This is a genomic window from Agromyces atrinae (genome assembly GCF_013407835.1).
In the GTDB taxonomy this organism is placed as follows: Bacteria; Actinomycetota; Actinomycetes; order Actinomycetales; family Microbacteriaceae; genus Agromyces; species Agromyces atrinae.
The window spans coordinates 3,211,610-3,232,269 of record NZ_JACCBI010000001.1; the positions used below are offsets into that span (position 1 = coordinate 3,211,610).

A 20,660-nucleotide genomic window follows, 5' to 3' on the forward strand; every position below is an offset into this window, starting at 1 on the left:
GGGTGATGCGTGTTACGGACGAACGATCGACGCGAAGACCGGTACCTGTACCGGCGTGGGTGCCGGAGCGGGCGCCGAGACCGGCACGGGCAGCGGTGCGCCGCCGAGTGCGGGCACGGCGACGCCGTAGCGGCCGGTGCGACGGACGCGGTGATGCGTCGCGGTGCTGTAGCCCGCGGCGATGTCGACGGCGAGCCGCTCGTAGTCGGCGGTGACGATGTCCCAGTCGTAGTGCTGCTCGGCCCGCAGCTGCAGGGCGGTGCCCCGACGCGCGGTCAGCAGCGGGTCGTGCTCCGCCGCGACGACCTCACGAGCGAGATCGGCGGTGCTGCCGAAGTACTGGGCATCGTCGCCCGAGACGCCGCGGTTGAACACGACATCCCACGCGACGACAGCGGTTCCGGCGCCCATGGCGCGGAGGAGCGACGGGTTCGTGCCGCCGACCGAGTGACCGTGCAGGTAGGTCGCGGCGTTCGCATACAGCTGGTCGAGCAGTTCCTGGTCGAAGACGCCCCCGAGCAGACGGATGCGGCTGTCGCCCGCGGCAGCGGCTTCGATGCGCTCGGTGTACTCCGCCGCGTACGGCGCCGAGCCGACGACGACGAGGGGGTACTCGGCGCTCGAGGAGGCGAAACCCTCGACGATGACATCCACGTGGTTCTCGGGTTCGAAGCGAGCGACGACGAGGTGGAACCGACGCGACTCGAGGCCGAGCTCGGCGAGGCGATCCGTCGGCGCATCGCGGAGGATCGGCGCTCCGTAGCTGATGAGTCTCGTCGCGACCTCGAACTCGTCGCGGTAGTAGTCGGCGATGCCCTCGGCATCCGCGATGAGCGCGTCGGCCGTGCGCACCGCGAACTGCTCGGCCCAGCGGTAGTAGGCGCGACCCCGGCCGCCCCACTTGTCGCGCTTCCACTCCAGCCCGTCCATATGGACGGCGGTGGGGATGCCGCGTGCTCGGAGCGCCGGCACGAAGGGGGCGTTCGCCGCGTTGAACACGAACGCCGCATCGGGGCGGCGATGCGTCACCGCGTGCACCACCGAGAGCGCTGAGTGGCTGAGCGTCTCGCCGACCTTCACCTTGACGGCGGGGAGGTGGACGAGGTCCATTCCGCGGTACTCGGTCATGCTGTCATCCGCCGCATTGCGGCAGTAGACGGTCACGCGGTGGCCGCGCTCGACGAGCCGCCATCCGATCTCCTCGACCGCGGTCTCGAATCCGCCGTATGCCGCGGGGACACCCCGGGTTCCGATCATCGCAATGTGCATCAGTACGCTCCCGTCGGACGAATGACGGTCTTGAAGGTCCGCCAGATGATCATGAGGTCGCCCGTGAGCGACCAGTTCTCCACGTAGTAGAGGTCGAGCCGGACGCTCTCGTCCCAGCTCAGTTCCGAGCGGCCGTTGATCTGCCACATGCCCGTGAGGCCCGGCTTGATGAACAGACGCCGCTCGACGTGCCCGGTGTACGCCTCGACCTCGGTCGGCAGCGGCGGGCGCGGGCCGACGACGCTCATGTGGCCGACGAGGATGTTCCAGATCTGCGGGAGCTCGTCGAGCGAGTAGCGCCGGAGGACGCGGCCGATGCGCGTCACGCGCGGGTCGTTCCGCATCTTGAACAGCACGCCGTTGCCGTCGCTGCGGTCGAGGAGTCCGTCGAGGTCGCGCTCGGCGGTCGGCACCATCGAGCGGAACTTGAGCATCTCGAACGTCTCGCCCTGGCGACCGACCCGACGCTGCTTGAAGAGCACGGGGCCGGGGGAGTCGAGTCGCACGAGCGCCGCGATGCCGAGCAGGACCGGCAGGAGCACGACGAGCGCGACCGACGACAGCACGACGTCGACGAGCCGCTTGAAGACGTGCTTGCCGCCCGAGAAGTGCGGGATCTCGACGTGGATGAGCGGCATCCCCTCGACGGGGCGGAGGTGGATGCGCGGGCCGGCGATGTCGGCGAGGCGGCTCGAGAGCACGAGCTCGGCGTCGGTGCGCTCGAGCTCCCAGCCGAGGTGACGGATGAAGTCGCCGCCCTCGGCGGGCTGGCCGGCGACGATCACGGCGTCCGCACCGATCTGCCGCGCGGCGTCGGCGACACCGTCGATGCCCGAGACGACGGGCACCGCGAGGCGGCCGGCGACGACGGCGTGACGCTCGTCGTCGATGAGCGCTGCTCCGACGACCGCGTATCCCGCCCCCGAGTGCTTGTCGAGCTGGCCGACGACGTACTCGACGTCGCACCGGTTGCCGACGACGATCGACCGCGACACGTAGTGCCCGTTCGCCCGCTGGCGGTGCAGCCAGTGACGCCAGAGCCACCGCTCGACGAGCAGGACGACGATGCCGGCGGGCAGCGCGAACATAAAGTAGAAGCGCGTGTCGGGCACCTGCGCGATGGCGACGATGACCGCGACGGCGCCGAAGGCGAGCGCGCTCGCGTTCACGACGCTCTTGTACTCGGCCGCTCCGATACCGACGATGCGGGGGTCGCGGGTGCGCTGCAGGTCGAGGGCGATCGCCCAGGCCGCGCCGAAGAGCAGTGCGGTCGCGACGCCGGAGACGCTCAGCACGCCTCCGTCGGTCACGACGAACGCTGCGGCGATCGCGAAGAGGATGACGCCGATGTCGGTCGCGCGCACCTGGGTGCGGTAGCGGCGCGCCCAGCGGACGCCGGTCTTCGGCGAGACGACGGCGATGGGGGCCGTCGCGTCAGCGCCGAGCGGCGAGACGATACGCAGATCGGGGAGCTGCGGGGCCGGGCTCCACGCGTGGGTGCTCACGAGAGAACCTCGTGGCCCCGGCGCGGCGAGCGGGCAGGCTCACGCAGAAGGGTAAGGGAAAAGCTCCGGGTGGGTGGCCGGAGCGTACGGGTACGCGTCACGGGTAATGTCCTGCATTTCGGGTGTACAGGTAATGGTGGGTAAGTCTGTAGTTCTGAAGAACCCCTCCGGTCGCTAGGGTGAACGACCGGTGTCAGAGGATCTTAAGAACTACATGTGCAGACACTAGTGCACGCGAGAAGACACTCGCGGCCCCCGAGAGGGGGGCAGGGCGGGGTGGTGCGGGTATCGCGTGGCGACGGTACTGCCCGGATCGCCGCAGCGCCGGGCTTAAACGCCGAACGGCGCCCGACTCAGTGAGTCGGACGCCGTTCGTATCGTGGGTCAGAGGGGGCGGATGTTCTCCGCCTGGAGGCCCTTCGGACCGCGGGCGGTCTCGAATTCAACCTTCTGGTTCTCTTCCAGCGAGCGGTAGCCGCTCGACTGGATAGCCGAGAAGTGCGCGAACACGTCGGCGCTTCCGTCATCGGGGGTAATGAAGCCGAAGCCCTTCTCCGCGTTGAACCACTTCACAGTGCCTGTTGCCATGTGTCTTACATCTCATTTCTCAGGATTATCAGCCTCGCCCTCCGAGGCCGCCGTCGCGGTGGACCACTCCTGAAGAAAGCGTGTCCGCCCGGGGGAGAACACGCTGAACTGCATTGTGAAACACGACAACGTTGGCTCACACTACCGCACAGCTTCCGGCCAGCGGGAGTACCCGTTGTTTCGTTCACGTAACAGTGTGACCCCCCGTTCGGGCCGATCGGTGTGTCGATGCGCGCGAAACCACCCTTGTCGGAGTCGTCAGGGTGTGGTCGGCTGGTCGCATGGGCTACGACCGCGACTTCCTCGGTGTCGATCTTCCGTTTCCGACGACGGATGACGCGGGAGGGGCGCCGGCGGCCGGCGAGACACTCCTCGACTATGTGCACTTCTCGGTGCTGCTCGACCACGACCGCCGCCTCGCACGGGTGACCGGAGTGAACATCGACGGCGCGCAGCTCATCGATCTCGGGCGCTCCGACGACTGGCGGCTCGACGAACGGGCGCGCGCGGAATGGCAGGCCGGGCCGGCGGTCTACGCGCGGAACGACCTCGATCGCGGGCACCTCGTGCGTCGCCGCGACCCCGTGTGGGGCGATGACGCGGCGGCGGCGAACGCCGACACGTTCGTCTACCCGAACGCGGCGCCGCAGGCGAGCGGTTTCAACCAGTCGAAGGAACTCTGGCTTGGGCTCGAAGACCACGTGCTCGCGTACGCCGAGACGAACGACTCCCGGCTGAGCGTCTTCACGGCTCCCGTCTTCGGCGACGACGACCCCCGGTATCGCGGCATCCGGGTTCCCCTGCTGTTCTGGAAGGTCGCGGCCTGGGTGGATGACGGCGAGCTCGCCGCGGTCGCCTTCCTCCTCGACCAGTCGCCCGTGCTCGATCGCGGTGAGCTCGAGCGCCCCGTGACCGCCGGGCCGCCGCCGCTCGGGCCGTTCCGTACGTTCCAGGTCGCGGTGACCCGCATCGAGTCGCTCGCGGGCGTCGACCTCGGCTCGCTCGCGGCCGCCGACCGTCTTCCCGCGGCGGTCGGTGTGCGGAGTACGCGACCGCTGGCATCCCTCGCCGACATCGTGCTCTGACGCGCGCGCTCCCGCCGGCCGCGCCCCCCGCGTAACCCGCCGAGAGGTCGATCCGTCGGGGTGCCGGGCGTCACGCACCCCGTCGAATCGACCTTTCGGGGTGGAGTGCCCTCGCAACATGCTCGAGAGGTCAATCGCTCGGGATGCAGGGCGTCACACACCCCGTCGAATTGACCTTTCGGGGTGGGGTGCCGTCGCAACCCGCCCAGCCCGCCCGAGTGGTCAATCGCTCGGGGTGTCGGGCGTCACACACCCCGTCGAATCGACCTCTCGGCGAAGTGGCCGCGCAACATGCTCGAGAGGTCAATCGCTGGGGTTGCCGGGCCCGGTCACCGGGGTGGATTGACCTCTCGGGGGCGGGTGACGAGGGCGGTCGAGCGCGCGAGGTGCGCATGCACGGCGTCGGTGCCGCGAGTCACGACGTCGTCGAGGTAGGCCGCGTGCTCGTCGGCGAGCGACTCGGCGTCGTAGTGCGGGCGGATGTGGAGGAGCAGCAGCCGCATCTCGGCGCCGAGCCCCGCGTACGCCGCGGTGATGCGCGGGCTGCCGGCCGCGGCGACGAGGGCCAGGTGCACGTCGGCGTGCGCGGCCTCTGCTTCGGCCCACGTCGTCGCCGAACGCACCCGCTCGACGGCGGCACGCGCCGGTTCGAGCGCATCCGTCCACGATGACTCGTCGCGTGACCCGAGCAACCGCACCGCCTCGGCCTCGAGCGCCCCGCGGAATTCGGCGAGGGCGCGCGCGGCGTCATCGTCGAGTCGGGCGACACGCGACCCGCGATACGGCACCGACTCGACGAGGTTCTCGGCGTTCAGCGTCGCGAGGGCGGCACGCACGGTGTGCCGCGACGCTCCCGTCGATGCGGCGATCTGCTCCTCGCGGAGGGCGATTCCCGGCTCGAGATCGCCCGAGAGGATGCGCGTACGCAGGTCATCGGCGATCGATGTCGCGAGGGTCGGGCCGGGCGCGGGCCGCCGCCGCGGGCTCACACGTTCACCGGGCGACGCGGGCGCGAACCGACGGTGAGGACGACGATGCCGCCGGCGAGGATCACGAGTCCGAGCGTCGCGCCCGCCGAGAGCGGTTCGTGCAGTACGGCGAGGCTGAGGATGCTCGCCGTGAGCGGTTCGGCGAGGGTGAGCGTCGCCACGGTCGAGGCGCGGAGCCCCGCGAGGCCGCGCGCGAAGAGCACGTAGGCGAGTGTCGTCGTGACGAGTCCGAGCCAGAGCGCCGTTGCGATACCCGCGGGGTGCGCGAGCCAGCTGAGATCGGTCGAGAGCAGCAGCGGCAAGCTCGCGACGGCGGCCGTTCCGAAGAGCGCACCCATCGCGCCCGTCGGGCTCGCACCGCGGTCGAGGAGCTCTTTGCTCGCGAGCGTGTAGACGGCGTACGAGGCGCCGGCCCCGAGCGAGGCGAGGAGTCCGAGCGGGTCGGCTCCGCCCGGCGCGGTTCCGTCGGCGAAGCCGAGCACGGCAACGCCGATCGTCGCGATGAGCGTAGCGACGAGCCACACGCCGCCCGGGAATCGGCGGTGCACGACCCAGTCAAGCGCTCCCGTGATGACGGGTGCCGACCCGAGAGCGACGACCGTGCCGACGGCGACGCCGTTCGCCGCCGTTCCCGCGAAGAACGCCGGCTGGTAGGCGACGATGCCCGCGGCACCGATGCCCATGATGAGCCACGACGGGAGGCGGCGGAGCGCTCCGGTGGCCGCGCTCGCCGTGCGTGCGCCTCGACGTCGCGCGACGACGAACGCGATGAGGGCGAGTGCGCCGCCGCCGATGACGATGCGCGCCGCGCCGAGGGAGAGAGCGCTCGCGTCATCCGTCGACCCGGTCGCGAGCAGGGCGGCCGCCGTGCCCGTCGTGCCGAAGCAGACGGCGGCGAGGAGGACGGCCACGATCGAACGCATGGCACATTGTTACACAATTACCCCGCGCTACGACTCGCGTCGGACCTCGGCGGCCGTCGTCTCGGGTCGGAGGCCCCGCCACGACGCCTGACGCACGCTGCCCGATGCCGTCCACTCGGCGAACTCGATCTCGCCGACGAGCTTCGGCGTCACCCACACCGCATCCGACGACTCGCGTGCGGGAACGGCGACGAACGGGCTCGTCTTCCGCTCGAGGGGCCGGAGCCGGGTGCCGAGACGGTCGAGCTCGCGATCGGTGAAGCCGGTGCCGACACGGCCGACGTACACGAGACCCTCGTCGTCGGGGATGCCGAGGAGGAGCGATCCGATCCGCCCGCGCCGCGCGCCCTGGCCCGGCCGGTAGCCGCCGATGACGACATCCTGCATGCGCGAGTTCTTGAGCTTCTGCCAGCTCGTCGATCGCACGCCGGGTTCGTACGTCGAGGCGGGGTCCTTGACCATGACGCCCTCGAGCCCGTGCGCGAGGCTCGCCGACACGGCGGCGTCGATGTCGTCGCCGAACGTCGGGGGGACGAGCACGGTCGTCGACTCGGTGACGAGGGCTTCGAGGCGCGCGCGTCGCTCGGTCAGGGGCGCCTCGAGGAGCGACTCGTCGTCGATCTCGAGCACGTCGAAGAGGTAGAGACGTACCGGCGTGCGCTCGGCCTCGCGGGTGATCTCCCGCTCCTTCGACAGGTTCATGCGCTTCTGCAGCAGACCGAAATCGGGGCGGCCGCGCGCATCGAGAGCGACGATCTCGCCGTCGAGCACCGCGTGCTTCGCGTCGACGGCTCCCGCCAGATCGAGGAGCTCGGGGTATCGCTTCGACACATCCGAGCGGCTGCGCGTCGTGAGGCGCACCGTGCCGTCATCGATCGTGCAGATCGCGCGGATGCCGTCCCACTTCATCTCGACCGAGACCTCGCGATCGCCGATCTCGGCGCGCGTCGCGGGCGAGGCGAGCATCGGCGCCTGGGCGGTCGGGCGCGCGCGGCTCGTCGCGGTTCGCGTCGCACGGCTCGCGGGCGCGCGCCCCTCCTTCATGCGATGCAGCAGCCACGAGCTCTTCTCGCCCTCGCCGTCGGTACGGATGAGCGCGTAGCGAGCCCGACCGATCGGCCCACCCGGTCGACCCGAGAGGCGCACGATGATCTCGTCCGCGCGCCACTTCTCGAGCTCGTAACGCCCCTCGTCCCAGATCGTCACGTCGCCCGCACCGTACTCGCCCGCGGGGATCGTGCCCTCGAACGAGCCGTACTCGAGCGGGTGGTCCTCGGTCTGCACGGCGAGGTGGTTCTCGCTCGACTCGATCGGGATGCCCTTCGGCACCGCCCAGCTCACGAAGACGCCGTGGTGCTCGAGACGGAAGTCGAAGTGCAGGGCGCGCGCGTGGTGCTCCTGCACGACGAAACGCGGGTCGTCGGCGGAGGCCGCGAGCGCGGGCACCGAACTCTCGGGCACCGGTTCGGGCGTCTTCGCGGCGACGCGTTTCGCCCGATAGGACGCGAGCGGCCCGCCGCCGTCATCCGCTCGCGCACCCGCGTGGAAGCCGAGGCGCGCCATCGGATCGCCGTCGGCCTCGACGCGCTGGACGACCTCGTCGGGGGTCAGCTGGCGGAGGTCGGGGTCGTCGATCTCCTCCCACGTGCGCGGCGCCGCGACGGCCGGCAGGGGTCGCCCGCGCAACGAGTACGGCGCGACGGTCGTCTTCGACGCACTGTTCTGGCTCCAGTCGACGAAGACCTTGCCGCCGCGGAGGTCGCGCTTCATGCGGCTCACGACGAGGTCGGGGTCGTCGGCCTCGAGCGATCGGGCGAGCTCGTGGGCGAGGGCCGATGCCTGCTCGGAGTCGACCGACCCGTCGAGCGGCGCATAGAGATGGATGCCCTTGCTGCCGCTCGTCACGGGAACGGGATCGAGCCCCATTCCCGAGAGGATGACGCGGGCTCGGCGTGCCACCTCGGCGCACTCGGCGAGGCCGGTGCCCTCACCCGGGTCGAGGTCGAGCACGAGCCGGTCGGGCGGCTCGTGGGTGTCGCCCGCGCCGAAACGCCACTGCGGCACGTGGATCTCGAGCGCCGCCGACTGCGCGATCCAGACGAGCGTCGCGAGGTCGTCGATGAGCGGGTAGACGTTGTCGTGGTCGGCGTGCGCGATCGTCGCGCGGTGCACCCACTCGGGCGCACCCGGGCCGAGGTCCTTCGCGAAGAAGACCGCGCCCGGCTCATCGGTCGTGCCGACGCCGTGCACCCAGCGCTTGCGCGTCCCCGGGCGACCCGTGATGTGCGGGATCATCACGGGCGCGATGCGGCGGTAGTAGTCGATGACCTCGCCCTTCGTCATGCCCGATTCGGGATACATGACCTTGTCGAGGTTCGAGAGGCGCAGTCGACGGCCGCCCACACGTACGGTCTGCTCGGCCATCCCTCCATGCTGGCCCGATCGGCGGGTGTGTGCCAGGGGGTGGCGCCCGGCATCCGCGAGGTGTCTACTGGGGAGATGAGAGCGATCTGGAAGGGTGCGCTCACGTTCGGACTCGTGAACGTGCCGGTCAAGGTGTACTCGGCCACGGAGGACCACGACGTCGAACTGCACCAGGTGCACGATGCCGACGGCGGTCGCATCCGCTATCAGCGGCGGTGCGAGGTGTGCAACGAGGTCGTCGAGTACAAACACATCGACAAGGCGTTCGACGACGGCGAGCGCACGGTCGTGCTCACGGCGAAGGACATCGCGTCGCTGCCCGCCGAGCGCAGTCGCGAGATCGAGGTCGTAGAGTTCGTGCCGAACGAGCAGATCGACCCGCTGCTCTTCGATCGTGCGTACTTCCTCGAACCCGACTCGTCGTCGCCGAAGGCGTACACGCTGCTCCGTCGCACGCTCGAGGCGACCGACCGCACCGCGATCGTGCGCTTCGCCCTGCGGCAGAAGACGCGGCTCGCGGCGCTCCGCGTGCGCGACGACGTGCTCATGCTGCAGACCCTGCTGTGGGCCGACGAGGTGCGCGACGCGGCCTTCCCCGCCCTCGACGAGACGGTGCGCATCTCGGCGAAGGAGCTCGAGCTCTCGGCGAGCCTCGTCGAGAGCTTCTCGAGCGACTTCGACCCGTCGGAGTTCGTCGACGAGTACCAGGAGGAGCTGCGCACCCTGATCGACGCGAAGCTCGAGAAGGGCGAGGCACTCGACACCGCCGAGACCTTCGGCGAGTCCGACGAGGATGACGAGGGCGGCGAGGTCATCGACCTCATGGAGGCACTGCGGGCGAGCGTCGAACGCTCGCGCGCCGAGAAGGGCTCGTCGAAGACATCCTCGGCTGGTTCTCGGAAGAGCCGGTCGAGCGCTGGAAAGTCTACGAAGGCCTCGGGCTCGACGAAGGCGACGGCATCGACGAAGGCCTCGGCCGCATCGAAGCCGAGGGCGAAGAAGAAGGCCTGAGCGCTAGCCCGACTTCGCGGCCTTGGCCGCCTTAGCCGCGGCCTTCGCGGCCTTCTTGGCCTCACGCACCTTCGCGAGCGAGTCGGTGTCGACGATGTCGGCGACCGATCGGAGGCTGCCCTCCTCGCCGTAGCGGCCCGCTGCTTCGCGCCATCCGTCGGCGGTGAGTCCGTACTGCTTGCCGAGGAGTGCGAGGAAGATCGTCGCCTTCTGATCGCCGAAACCGGGCAGCGCCTTGAGCCGCGCGAGGATCTCGGCGCCGTCGGGGTCGCCCGAGGTCCAGATGGCCGCGGCGTCGCCTCCCCAGTCGTCGACGAGTGCCTGGCAGAGCGCCTGCACCCGTTCGGCCATCGAGCCGGGGAAGCGGTGCACGGCGGGCGACTCCTTGAAGATCGCCGTGAACTCGGTGGGGTCGGTGGAGGCGATCGCCTCGGCCGAGAACGAGCCGAGTCGGTCGGAGATCTTCGCGGGGCCGGCGAAGGCGGTCTCCATCGGAACCTGTTGATCGAGGAGCATTCCGATGAGGAGAGCGAGTGGGTTGCTCGAGAGGAGGGCGTCAGCGGCGTCGTCGCCGGTGATGTGCAGCGTCGGGTTCATGCGTCCATGGTGGCACTGTGCCCCGTCGACCGCACCCCCTCCTCACTCGTCTCGGCGTCACGAATGTGCTGTTCGCGCAGCCGGAACAGCACATTCGTGACGTCGAAACCCGGGGGTGGGGCGGGGCGAAGGGGTGGGGGATGACGCGAGGAGGGGGAGCGCCCGGGTGGGCGCTCCCCCTCTCGTGTGTCGCTGTTAGCGCGTTGCGCGGCGACGGCGCAGGGCGATGAACGCACCGCCCAGGAGGGCGAGCAGGAGCGTCGCTCCGAGGAACGGCATCGGGTCGAAGCCGGTCGACACGAGCGACCCGCCCGGTGTCTCACCCGCGGGTGTGCCACCGGGGGTGCCCGGCGTCGGCGTTCCCGGAGTGGGCTCGCCGGGGGTCGGCGTCGGCGTCGTCACGGCTGCCGGGATCAACACCGTGCCCTCGGCGCTCACGTTGCCCGCTGCATCGATCGCGCGGTAACGCACCTCGGCGGCATCCGCGTCGAACACGACGGGCTCGGTGTAGGCCACGAAGCCGTCGGCCGCACCCGGGTCGACCGCGCGGGCGGTCGGCGCCGGCGCCGTCGTGTACTCGATCGCGTGGATGCCGGAGAGCGCGTCCGATCCGGAGAGCGTGAGCGTGCGCGACTCCTCGTCGAGGTCGGCGGCCGCAGTGGGCAGCGTCGCATCGAGGTCGATCGTCTGCGTCAGCGTGCCGACGTTGCCCGCGGTATCCGTCGCCCGGATCTCGAGCACGTGCCGTCCGTCGTCAGCGACGACGATCGGCTCGGTGTACGTGGCCCACTCGCCCTCGCCGAAGCGGTACTCGACGAGAGGCGCCTCGTCGCGGGCATCCGTCACCGACAGGGTGACCGTGACGGGCGCCGCGAACCAGCCGCGCTCGTTCGGGGCCACGCCGAGGTCGATGCTGATCGCCGGTGCGACCGCGTCTTCGACGAGTCCCGCGGCGCGGAAGTGGTCGGAGTGCACGGTGAACGACGAGCCGATGTTCGGCAGCCAGCAGGCGTCGTTGTGACGGCCCTCGGGGTAGACGATCGACGTGTAGTCGATGCCCTTCGCGGTCAGCAGGGTGTCCATGCTGCGCACCGCGTTGTCGAAGCGGTACTCGTCGAACTCGCACGCGTCGTAGTAGAAGTCGTACTGCGAGAGCTGCTCGGTCGACATGGCTCCGACCTGGGCGAGCGGCGTCGGCAGACCGGCCGACGAGAAGCTCAGCGCGCCGATGTGCGACGCGAGCGAGGAGAACTTCTCGGGGTTCGACAGGCCGATCGAGTAGGCGCCGAAGCCGCCCATCGAGATGCCCGTGATCGCGCGGAAGTCGCGCGAGTCGAGGGTGCGGTACTCGGCGTCGACGAGCGGCAGCATCTCGGTGAGGAACATGCTGCGCCACGGCACGCCGCCGTTCGGCTGGTCGGCGTACCAGAGCGATTCGCCGTCGGGCATGACGACGATCGACTCGGCGAGGCCGTCGGCCCAGAGGGCGTCGAGCACGTCGTCCATGTCGCGCGGCTCCCACTCGCGGCTTCCGCCGTTGATGCCGTGGAAGAGGTAGACGACGGGGTACTGGCGGTTCGGCTCCGTCAGGTACGACGGCGGCAGGTAGGTCACGAACTCGCGGGCCGAACCCTCGAGCTCGGAGTCGACGGTCTCGCGGAAGAAGCGTGACGCGTTGCCCGACTCGAGGACGGTCGTGGGCGAGAAACGCAGGAACTGCTGCGCCGCCGGCTGGAAGGCGTACGAGCCGCCGTCGCGGGTGCCCGTGATCGAGCGGTTCGTGTCGACGATGAGGGTGCCGTCGGCGGCGACGATGACCTCGACCTCGCCGTCGAGGAGCGTGAGCGAACCCGACTCCTCGATCCACGAGCGGATCTCGCGCTCACGGCGCTCGCGCGAACGGCCGTCGTGGAAGTAGTCCTCGCCGAGCGTCGCGACGAACGCATCGACGTCGCCCGCGGCGAGGGCCGCGCGCTGCTTTTCGAGCACCGCGGTGACGGCAGCCGTCTGTTCTGCCGACGCGGGGGAGCCCTCGATTCCGTAGACGCTTGAGCGCACGGCATCCTTCGAGAAGATGCCGACGGGGCCCTCGTACCAGCCGCCGCCGCCGTTCATGTCGTAGAGGCGAACCGAGAGCACGTTCTCGCCGCCGAAGACGGGAGCGCTCGCCGGAACCGGGTAGAGGCGCTTCTCGAACCACTGGCTGCTCGCGTTCGGCGGCATGGAGCCCGAACCGCCGATGCGGACGCCGTTGAGGAACGCCTCGTCGACGTCATCCAGGGAGCCGAGCGACGCGACGAGGTTCGTTCCGGCTGCCTCGGCGGGCAGGTCGAACGTCAGGCGGTACCAGCCGAAGCCGTCGTAGTTCGCGAACTCGGCGCCGTCACCGGGCACCTGGGTGTCGGCCCAGCCCGAGTCGTCGAAGCCGGGGTCGGCGAATGCGGCGTCATCGCCGTACGAGAACTTCCACGTGCCTTCGAGGTCGATCGAGACCGTCGAGGGCGATGCGGGGTCGGCCGTCGCCGGCGTGGCGACGACGAGGGATGCCGCGATGAGCGCCGCACCCCCGAGTGCGGTGGCGCTGCGGCGCCATCGAGTGTTCAGAGAATCCACTTGCTCCTACTTCGTTGTGGTGGCAAGGCTCGTCGGCGACGGTGCCTTCGGTGGTGGTCGCGGAGCGACCGGGTCCGGCGGGGGAGCGCCGGTTCTGTGTACGTTCACAGAATCTGTGAACGTACACAGACTAGGGATGCCGCGCGGAACGTGTCAATCGCGACGACCGCCGCCCGCGTCATCCGCACCCCCTGGCGCCCGCCCTCTCGCCCCCACCCGTCCACCCGTCTCGGCGTCACGAATGTGCTGTTCGGGCACCCTGAACAGCCATTTCGTGACGCCGAGACGGACGACGCTCTCGCTTGCGCGCGGGGCGTTTGGGCGTCACGACACGCTGGGTAAGACGCGTTTGGCCAGCGTGTCGTGACGCCGAGACGGGGGAGTAGGGGCGGGAGAGGGAGAGGGCGCGCCGTGGTCAGGCGGACGCGCGCCAGACGATCGGGGTGTCGAGGAAGATGCCGCCGGGCTCGACGGGTTCGCCCTGGAGTTGCCGGAGCACGGCGTCGGCGGCCGCTCGGCCGAGCTCGGTCGCGGGCTGGTGCACCGTCGAGAGCGGCGGGTCGCACCGCAGCGCCCACGAGCTGTCGTCGAAGCCGACGACGCCGACGTCGCCGGGAACCGAGCGCCCGGCCGCGGTGAGCACGTCGAGTGCGCCCGCGGCGACGGCGTCGCTCGACGCGAAGACTCCGTCGATGTCGGGATGACGTTCGAGCAGTTCTCGCATGCCGGCCTGACCGTCAGAATACGAATACAGGCGCACGCCGGCGACGAGGCTCGGATCGACGTCGCCGCCGAGCGCTTCGGTGAAGCCCGCGAGACGGTCGGCGCCCGAGTCGCGGTCGAGGGCCGCGGCGATCATGCCGATCTTCTTCCGGCCGGTGGCGACGAGCCGCGACGTGATCTCGCGAGCCCCGGCGACGTTGTCGATCGCGACGTACGCCGACGTCGAGATATCGACGGGGTGACCGATGAAGGCGGCGGGCAGCTGGAGCTTCTCGACGACGCTGGTGATCGGGTCGCTCGTGCGCGCCGAGACGATGATGACGCCGTCGAGCAGGCCACCGCTGAGGTAGCGCGCGAGGCGGTCGACGTCGCGCCGGGTATCGGCGATGAGGCACGCCATCTGGTAGTCGGCCTCGGAGAGCGCGGCGTTCGCGCCGAGCAGGATCGACGCGATGTTGGGGTCTTCGACGAAGAGCGAGTGCGGTTCGTGCACGACGAGGCCGATCGCGCCGGAGCGCTGAGTCACGAGGTTCCTCGCCGCGGTGTTCGGCACGTAGCCGACCTTGGCGATGGCGGCATCGATCGCCGCGCGGGCCTCGGATGACACGTAGCGCTCACCGTTCAGCACCCGGCTCACGGTGCCGCGCGAGACACCGGCCTCGAGGGCGACGTCGTTCACTGTCGCGCGGCGGCGACGAAGCACTCTGTCCACGAATCTCATCGTACTCATCGCGCAGTTGACATTTCGGGCCGGCCATATCTACTCTGTGTACGTTCACAGACTCTCGGCGCGGAGCGTTCGCACTCCAATCTGTGCACGTTCACAGATCGAGGAGACGATGGAACACCCCGCACGACGCTTCGAACACGAGGGAATCGCGTTCGGCTGCGACTACAACCCCGAGCAGTGGGATCCCGCCGTGTGGCCGGAGGACATCCGCCTCATGCAGGAGGCCGGGGTCGACCTCGTCGCGATCAACGTCTTCGGCTGGTCGCACATCGAACCGCGCGCCGGTGAATACGACTTCGCCGCCCTCGACGCGATCATCGAACAGCTCCACACGGCCGGAATCCGAGTGAACCTCGGCACGGGAACGTCGTCGCCGCCCCCGTGGCTCACGACCGCGCACCCCGAACTGCTTCCCGTCGCCGAAGACGGCACGCGCCGCTTCCCCGGCGGACGCCAGGCCTGGTGCCCGAGCTCGCCCGTCTTCCGTGAGGCCGCCCTCCGCCTCGTCGACGCCGTCGCCGAGCGCTACGGCTCGCACCCCGCCGTCGCCCTCTGGCACGTCTCGAACGAGCTCGGCTGCCACAACGCGCTCTGCTACTGCGACGAGAGCGCCGCGTCGTTCCGGCGCTGGCTCGAAGCGCGCTACGGCACGATCGACGCCCTCAACGACGCGTGGGGCACGGGATTCTGGAGCCAGCGCTACGGCGCATGGGCCGAGATCCTCCCGCCGCGGGCGACGCTCTCGACGCGGAACCCGGGCCAGCTCCTCGACTTCCAGCGCTTCAGTTCCGACGAACTGCTCGCGTACTACCGCGCCGAGGTCGAGGTGCTCGCCCGTCGCAGCGACATCCCCGCCACGACGAACTTCATGGTGACGGCGCACATCAAGAACCTCGACTACTGGTCGTGGGCCGGCGCGATGGACGTCATCGCCAACGACCACTACCTCGATCACCGTCTCGCCGACCCTCGCACCGAGCTCTCCTTCGCCGCCGACCTCACGCGCGGCCTCGCCGAGGGCGCCCCGTGGCTGCTCATGGAGCACTCGACGGGCGCCGTCAACTGGCAGCCGATCAACCGTGCCAAGGAACCGGGCCAGCTCGCCCGCAACTCCCTCACCCACGTCGCGCGCGGCGCCGACGCCGTGTGCTTCTTCCAGTGGCGTGCCTCGGTGCAGGGCAGCGAGAAGTTCCACTCGGCACTCCTGCCGCACGCCGGCACCGACTCGACGCTCTGGCGCGAGGTCGTCGAACTCGGACGTGTCATCGAGAGCCTCGGCGAGATCGCCGGCACGCGCGTCGACGCCGACGTCGCCGTGCTGTTCAGCTGGGAATCGTGGTGGGCGACCGACACCGAGATGCGCCCGAGCCACGAGCTCGGCTACCTCGACCAGGTGCACGCCGCCTACGGCGCGGTGCACGCCCTCGGCATCACCGTCGACGTCGTCGCCCCCGGCTCCGACCTCTCGGGCTACCGCCTCGTCGTCATCCCCGGCCTCCACCTCGTCTCCGACGCCGACGCCGCGAGCATCGACGCATGGGTGCGCTCGGGCGGCACGGCGCTCGTCACCTTCTACAGCGGCATCGTCGATGAGGATGACCGTGTGCGAACCGGCGGATACCCGGGCGCATTCCGTGAGACGCTCGGCGTCGCCGTCGAGGAGTTCGCACCCGTCGCGGCCGACGAACCCCTCACGCTCGACAGCGGAGCGTCGGCATCGCTCTGGACGGAGCGCTCGCGCGTGACGACGGCCGAGGTCGTCGACCGCTTCGTCGACGGACCGTCGGCCGGCTTCCCCGCGCTCACCCGCAACGAGCGCGGCGAGGGCGAGGCGTGGTACCTCGCGACGCTGCCGAGCGCGGATGCCTACCGCGACATCGTCGCCCGTCTGGCCGACGACGCCGACATCCGCCCGCCCGCTCGTCTCATGCCGGAGAGCGCGGGAGCCGAGCCCACCCTCGACGTGGTTCGTCGTCGTTCCGACGACGCGAGCTACCTCTTCGTCATCAATCACGGAACCGACGACGTCCTCCTCGAAGCCCGCGGAGACGAACTCGTGACCGGCACCTCGTGCACAGGAACGCTCACGGCCCCCGCCGGAGCCGTCCGCATCATCCGAGAGGAACAGGTCTCATGACCCTCGACATCGAATCGCCGCCCGCCCGAACGGCGGGCCCGCGGAAGGCGACCAAGCGCAGAGCGCACGTGCCCCACAAGGGTGCGATCGCGCTGTTCGCCGCACCCTTCGGCGTGCTCTTCCTCGCCTTCTACCTCATCCCGATCGGCTACGCCGTGTGGCAGTCGCTGCAGGTCGTCGAGCGCGACGGCACCTACGGCGAGCCCCGCCAGGTGTTCGGCTGGTTCACCCAGTACGGCCTCGTCTTCGAGAGCGGCCCGTTCTGGGAGTCGGTCGGGCGCATGTTCCTCTTCGGCGCCGTGCAGGTTCCCGTGATGCTCGGGCTCGCGCTGCTCTTCGCGCTGCTGCTCGACTCGCCCGTGCTGAAGGGCAAGCGGTTCTTCCGCCTCGCTTTCTTCGTGCCGTACGCCGTGCCCGGCGTCATCGCCGCGATCATGTGGGGCTTCCTCATGTCGCCGAACCTCTCGCCGTTCACCGACGTCACGCGCGCGGTCGACTTCCTCTCGCCGCAGCTCGTGCTGTGGTCGATCGCGAACGTCGTCACCTGGGTGTTTGTCGGCTACAACATGCTCATCATCTACTCGGCGCTCCTCGCCATCCCGCAGGAGATCTTCGAGGCCGCGCGTCTCGACGGCGCCGGTCAGATCCGCATCGCGTGGGCGATCAAGATCCCCATGGTCGCCCCCGCGATCGTGCTCACCGCGATCTTCTCCATCATCGGCACGCTCCAGCTGCTCGCCGAACCGCAGGTGTTCCGCTCGTTCAGCGCCGCGGTCTCGAGCACCTTCACCCCCAACATGACGGTCTACGCGACCAACTCGATCCCGAACGTCAACCTCGCGGCGGCCTTCTCGGTCGTGCTCGCGCTCACGACATTCATCCTGTCCTTCGCGTTCTTGAAGGCAACGCAGCGGAAGGCTGACTGATGAGCATGCTCACCCGTACTCGCGGAGCGACCGCCGACGACCTGAAGATTTCCGGCACGAAGCCCAAGGAGAGCATGATCTCCCGGGGCGCCGCCCTCCTCATCATGGGCGTGTTCACGCTCTACTTCCTCGTGCCGATCTGGTGGCTCTTCGTCTCGGCGACGAAGGACCGCGGCCAGTTCCTGACGACCCCGTCACTCTGGTTCGCCGACTGGAACCTGTGGAACAACATCGGCGACCTCATCAACTACGGCGACGGCGTCTACCTCCGCTGGCTCATCAACAGCCTCGGCTACGCGGGCATCGGCGCGCTCCTCGCGACGATCGTCGCCGGCATGTGCGGCTACGCCCTCGCGAAGTACCGCTTCCCGGGTCGTGAACTGTTCTTCAACGTCATCCTCGGCGGTGTCCTCGTGCCGGCGACGGCGCTCGCCCTGCCGCTCTTCCTCATCTTCAGCCAGGTGAACCTCACGAACACCTACTGGGCGGTGCTCCTGCCGAGCATCGTGAGCCCGTTCGGCGTGTACCTCAGCCGCATCTTCGCGGCCGCGAGCGTGCCCGACGAACTCATCGAGGCGAGCCGCATCGACGGGGCGGGGGAGCTCCGCACCTTCTTCACCGTGTCGATCCGCCTCATGACGCCCGCCCTCGTCACCGTCTTCCTCTTCCAGTTCGTCGCCATCTGGAACAACTTCTTCCTGCCGCTCATCATGCTGCGCAGCGAAGAGCTGTTCCCGGTCACGTTCGGCCTCTACGCGTGGAACACGCAGCTGAACCAGATCCCCGAGCTCCGCACCTATGTGCTCGTCGGATCGCTCCTGTCCGTCATCCCCCTCATCGTCACGTTCCTCTTGCTTCAGCGCTTCTGGCGCAACGGGCTCGGTTCCGGGTCTGTGAAGTAAGTCCCGCAGGTCGGCGCCGCCGGCTCGCACCACCCCACCAAGAAAAAGGATGCATCCCATGCAGCACACCACGAGAGCAGGCGCCATCGGCGTCGCACTGCTCGCCGCGATCGCCCTCGCCGGCTGCTCCACCGGAGACTCGGACAGCGGCACGGACGCCGCCGCGTCGTGCGCTCCGAGCGACGGCCCCGTCACGCTCGAGTTCACGTCCTGGATCCCTGGCATCGAGGATGCCGTGAAGATGTGGAACGACGAGAACCCCGACATCACCGTCAAGGTTCAGACCGGACCCAACGGCAACTCGGGCACGTACCAGAACTTCTTCAGCCAGCTCGAGGCCGGCAACGCGCCCGACCTCGGACAGATCGAGTACGACGCGATCTCGAGCTTCCGCGTGCAGAACGGTCTCGAGAACATCGGCGTCTGCGACGAGGTCGTCGCCGCCAAGGACCAGTTCATCCCGTGGACGTGGGGCCAGGTCACGCTCGGCACCGCTGACGAGGTCTACGGCGTTCCGCAGGACTCGGGCCCCATGGCCCTGTTCTACCGCTCCGACCTGTTCGAGGCGAACGGCATCGCCGTTCCCACGACGTGGGCCGAGTACAAGACCGCTGCCGAGCAGATCCGTGCTCTCGGCGGGTACATCACGAACTTCTCGACGAGCGACATCAACCAGTTCGCGGGCTTCGTGTGGCAGGCGAACGGTGACTGGTTCACCAACGACGGCGACGCGTGGACGGTCGACCTGACCGGCGACGAGTCGACCACGGTCGCCGAGTACTGGCAGGACCTCATCGACAACGACCTCGTGTCGTCGTACCCGGCCTGGACCGAGGAGTGGAACAACGCCTACAACTCGGGCGAGGTCTGGTCGTGGAACTCCGCCGTCTGGGGCGCCAACTCGATCTCGAGCGGTGCACCCGACACGGCCGGCAACTGGTCGGTCGCTCCGTCGCCGCAGTGGGAAGCCGGACAGTCGAGCGCCGGTAACTGGGGCGGATCGTCGGTCGCCGTCTTCAAGGGAACCGAGCACCTCTACGAGGCGACGAAGTTCGCTCTGTGGCTCAACACCTCGGAAGAGGCGCTGACGGCGCTCAACGTGTCGGCGAACATCTACCCCGCCACGACCGAGGGCCTCTCGCTCCCGTCGCTGCAGGAGGGCGTGGAGTTCTACGGCGGACAGGCCATCTACGACGTCTTCGCCGAGGCCGCTGGCCAGGTCAACCCCGACTTCGTGTGGGGCCCGACCATGACGCAGACCTACGCCGACGTCTCCGACGGCTTCAAGAAGGCCGTCACCGGTCAGGGCACGCTGCTCGAGGCGCTCTCGTCCGCTCAGGACTCGACGATCTCGACGCTCAAGGCGCAGTCGATCCCGGTCGCCGAGTAGTCGTCGGCTCCGACTCAGGCCCCGCGTCGCGCGGGCCCGCTACGGCGGGCTCGCGTGCCGCGGGGCCTCTCGCGTGCCCGCGGTTGCGAGTTGCCACGAATGCCCCGTGCGGAGGCCGCCGCACGGGGCATTCGTGGCAACTCGCCGGGGGAGGGCGAGGGAGCGGGCGGATGACGGCAGCTCGCGTCATCCGTCGGCTCGTGCTTCACCACCTGGGGTCGCCGTCGTGAGTTGCCAGTTTCGGCCCGTGTGGGGCGTCTCACACGGGCCTAAGTTGGCAACTCATCGGGAAGACCGGGGGAGATGAGGCGGGGCGGGCGGATGACGCGGGCGCGTCGCGGCGCGGATGCCGGGAGCCGAAACCCAGGCGCAAAACCCCGGGCCCAGAACCCCAGGCAAAGAAAAAGGCCCCGATCCCAGTAGAAGCCTGGAAAAGGGGCCAGTGGCTCCGACGGGCGTCGATCCCGTGACCTCACGATTTTCAGTCGTGCGCTCTACCAACTGAGCTACAGAGCCGTTCGGCTTGATGCCGCTTTAAGGAGAAAGCCCCTTCTTGCGAAAGGGCTGTCGCCTCTGCGACCCTGACGGGACTTGAACCCGCGACCTCCGCCGTGACAGGGCGGCACGCTAACCAACTGCGCTACAGGGCCTCGATGATGTTCTGACGAACATCAGGCTATTCGATTATATGTGTTGCGTGACCCCAACGGGATTCGAACCCGTGCTGCCGCCGTGAAAGGGCGGTGTCCTAGGCCACTAAACGATGGGGCCGGAGGCCGTGTTTCCAGGGCCGCCGACAGCCAAGCATACGGGTCTTCCGGCCAGATACCAAAACGAGGTCGCGAGCG

Annotated in this window: 15 protein-coding genes and 3 tRNA genes; 6 read left to right on the top strand and 12 right to left on the bottom strand. The window is 69.3% G+C overall.

Annotated elements, in window-relative coordinates; all coding sequences use genetic code 11:
• Window positions 1-12: 12 nt before the first annotated feature.
• The 3 genes from BJ972_RS14795 to BJ972_RS14805 form a co-directional block, all read right to left on the bottom strand.
• Window positions 13-1,269, bottom strand: coding sequence for a DUF1972 domain-containing protein (locus tag BJ972_RS14795; RefSeq protein WP_129177069.1), 1,257 nt, complete (start codon window positions 1,267-1,269; stop codon window positions 13-15).
• A complete protein-coding gene (locus BJ972_RS14800) occupies window positions 1,269-2,774 on the bottom strand; it encodes a sugar transferase (protein WP_129177071.1) in 1,506 nt (501 codons plus the stop codon). Before BJ972_RS14800 ends, BJ972_RS14795 begins: the two co-directional genes overlap by 1 nt.
• A gap of 384 nt (window positions 2,775-3,158) precedes the next feature.
• Entirely contained in the window at window positions 3,159-3,362 is a 204-nt protein-coding gene (locus tag BJ972_RS14805; RefSeq protein WP_129177073.1) for a cold-shock protein, read from the bottom strand.
• Between the two features lie 281 nt (window positions 3,363-3,643).
• Between BJ972_RS14805 and BJ972_RS14810 the strand changes: the two genes are divergently transcribed.
• Window positions 3,644-4,447: a DNA/RNA non-specific endonuclease gene (locus tag BJ972_RS14810; protein WP_129177075.1), complete on the top strand. Its 804-nt coding sequence runs from the start codon at window positions 3,644-3,646 to the stop codon at window positions 4,445-4,447.
• A 329-nt stretch (window positions 4,448-4,776) separates the two neighbouring features.
• Here BJ972_RS14810 and BJ972_RS14815 read toward each other — a convergent pair whose 3' ends face one another.
• The 3 genes from BJ972_RS14815 to BJ972_RS14825 are packed head-to-tail and all read right to left on the bottom strand — an operon-like array spanning window position 4,777 to window position 8,783.
• Window positions 4,777-5,436 carry a GntR family transcriptional regulator gene (locus BJ972_RS14815; protein ID WP_129177077.1) on the bottom strand — a complete coding sequence of 220 codons (660 nt, stop codon included), beginning with the start codon at window positions 5,434-5,436 and terminating at the stop codon, window positions 4,777-4,779.
• The gene (locus BJ972_RS14820) at window positions 5,433-6,359 is read right to left on the bottom strand and encodes a DMT family transporter (protein WP_129177079.1); all 927 of its coding nucleotides are present in this window, start codon (window positions 6,357-6,359) and stop codon (window positions 5,433-5,435) included. The genes BJ972_RS14815 and BJ972_RS14820 overlap by 4 nt, the downstream gene beginning before the upstream one ends.
• Window positions 6,360-6,386: 27 nt before the next feature.
• Window positions 6,387-8,783, bottom strand: a complete 2,397-nt coding sequence (locus BJ972_RS14825; RefSeq protein WP_129177081.1) for an ATP-dependent DNA ligase — start codon at window positions 8,781-8,783, stop codon at window positions 6,387-6,389.
• A 75-nt stretch (window positions 8,784-8,858) separates the two neighbouring features.
• Here BJ972_RS14825 and ku point away from each other — a divergent pair, with 75 nt between their 5' ends.
• Window positions 8,859-9,794 carry a non-homologous end joining protein Ku gene (gene ku, locus BJ972_RS14830; RefSeq protein WP_129177083.1) on the top strand — a complete coding sequence of 312 codons (936 nt, stop codon included), beginning with the start codon at window positions 8,859-8,861 and terminating at the stop codon, window positions 9,792-9,794.
• A gap of 3 nt (window positions 9,795-9,797) precedes the next feature.
• On the opposite strand, the gene BJ972_RS14835 is transcribed toward ku, so the two are convergent.
• The 3 genes from BJ972_RS14835 to BJ972_RS14845 all read right to left on the bottom strand — a co-directional run bounded on the left by BJ972_RS14835 (window position 9,798) and on the right by BJ972_RS14845 (window position 14,439).
• Window positions 9,798-10,391 carry an HhH-GPD-type base excision DNA repair protein gene (locus BJ972_RS14835; RefSeq protein ID WP_129177085.1) on the bottom strand — a complete coding sequence of 198 codons (594 nt, stop codon included), beginning with the start codon at window positions 10,389-10,391 and terminating at the stop codon, window positions 9,798-9,800.
• Between the two features lie 195 nt (window positions 10,392-10,586).
• Window positions 10,587-13,004, bottom strand: coding sequence for an OmpL47-type beta-barrel domain-containing protein (locus tag BJ972_RS14840; protein WP_129177087.1), 2,418 nt, complete (start codon window positions 13,002-13,004; stop codon window positions 10,587-10,589).
• 415 nt (window positions 13,005-13,419) lie between these two features.
• Window positions 13,420-14,439: a LacI family DNA-binding transcriptional regulator gene (locus tag BJ972_RS14845; RefSeq protein WP_373366830.1), complete on the bottom strand. Its 1,020-nt coding sequence runs from the start codon at window positions 14,437-14,439 to the stop codon at window positions 13,420-13,422.
• Window positions 14,440-14,566: 127 nt separating this feature from the next.
• On the opposite strand from BJ972_RS14845, the gene BJ972_RS14850 reads away from it, so the two are divergent.
• Genes BJ972_RS14850 through BJ972_RS14865 form a run of 4 tightly spaced genes read left to right on the top strand, consistent with a single transcriptional unit; the run spans window position 14,567 to window position 19,812 of the window.
• Window positions 14,567-16,594 (top strand): beta-galactosidase, encoded by a 2,028-nt coding sequence (locus BJ972_RS14850; protein WP_129177090.1) that lies wholly within the window; start codon window positions 14,567-14,569, stop codon window positions 16,592-16,594.
• Window positions 16,591-17,520, top strand: coding sequence for a carbohydrate ABC transporter permease (locus BJ972_RS14855; RefSeq protein WP_129177092.1), 930 nt, complete (start codon window positions 16,591-16,593; stop codon window positions 17,518-17,520). Before BJ972_RS14850 ends, BJ972_RS14855 begins: the two co-directional genes overlap by 4 nt.
• A complete protein-coding gene (locus BJ972_RS14860) occupies window positions 17,520-18,422 on the top strand; it encodes a carbohydrate ABC transporter permease (protein WP_129177095.1) in 903 nt (300 codons plus the stop codon). The genes BJ972_RS14855 and BJ972_RS14860 overlap by 1 nt, the downstream gene beginning before the upstream one ends.
• A 58-nt stretch (window positions 18,423-18,480) precedes the next feature.
• Window positions 18,481-19,812, top strand: a complete 1,332-nt coding sequence (locus BJ972_RS14865; protein ID WP_129177097.1) for an ABC transporter substrate-binding protein — start codon at window positions 18,481-18,483, stop codon at window positions 19,810-19,812.
• 443 nt (window positions 19,813-20,255) lie between these two features.
• Here BJ972_RS14865 and BJ972_RS14870 read toward each other — a convergent pair.
• The 3 genes from BJ972_RS14870 to BJ972_RS14880 all read right to left on the bottom strand — a co-directional run bounded on the left by BJ972_RS14870 (window position 20,256) and on the right by BJ972_RS14880 (window position 20,583).
• Window positions 20,256-20,328 (bottom strand) — tRNA-Phe (locus BJ972_RS14870).
• Between the two features lie 60 nt (window positions 20,329-20,388).
• Window positions 20,389-20,462 (bottom strand) — tRNA-Asp (locus BJ972_RS14875).
• Between the two features lie 48 nt (window positions 20,463-20,510).
• A tRNA-Glu gene (locus BJ972_RS14880) sits at window positions 20,511-20,583 on the bottom strand.
• Window positions 20,584-20,660 lie beyond the last annotated feature (77 nt).

Coding starts and splice junctions, on each gene's coding strand:
- BJ972_RS14795 (WP_129177069.1), bottom strand. CDS start 1,269: ATGCACATTGCGATGATCGGAACCCGGGGTGTCCCCGCGGCATACGGC.
- BJ972_RS14825 (WP_129177081.1), bottom strand. CDS start 8,783: ATGGCCGAGCAGACCGTACGTGTGGGCGGCCGTCGACTGCGCCTCTCG.
- ku (WP_129177083.1), top strand. CDS start 8,859: ATGAGAGCGATCTGGAAGGGTGCGCTCACGTTCGGACTCGTGAACGTG.
- BJ972_RS14835 (WP_129177085.1), bottom strand. CDS start 10,391: ATGAACCCGACGCTGCACATCACCGGCGACGACGCCGCTGACGCCCTC.
- BJ972_RS14850 (WP_129177090.1), top strand. CDS start 14,567: ATGGAACACCCCGCACGACGCTTCGAACACGAGGGAATCGCGTTCGGC.
- BJ972_RS14855 (WP_129177092.1), top strand. CDS start 16,591: ATGACCCTCGACATCGAATCGCCGCCCGCCCGAACGGCGGGCCCGCGG.
- BJ972_RS14860 (WP_129177095.1), top strand. CDS start 17,520: ATGAGCATGCTCACCCGTACTCGCGGAGCGACCGCCGACGACCTGAAG.
- BJ972_RS14810 (WP_129177075.1), top strand. CDS start 3,644: ATGGGCTACGACCGCGACTTCCTCGGTGTCGATCTTCCGTTTCCGACG.
- BJ972_RS14820 (WP_129177079.1), bottom strand. CDS start 6,359: ATGCGTTCGATCGTGGCCGTCCTCCTCGCCGCCGTCTGCTTCGGCACG.
- BJ972_RS14865 (WP_129177097.1), top strand. CDS start 18,481: ATGCAGCACACCACGAGAGCAGGCGCCATCGGCGTCGCACTGCTCGCC.
- BJ972_RS14805 (WP_129177073.1), bottom strand. CDS start 3,362: ATGGCAACAGGCACTGTGAAGTGGTTCAACGCGGAGAAGGGCTTCGGC.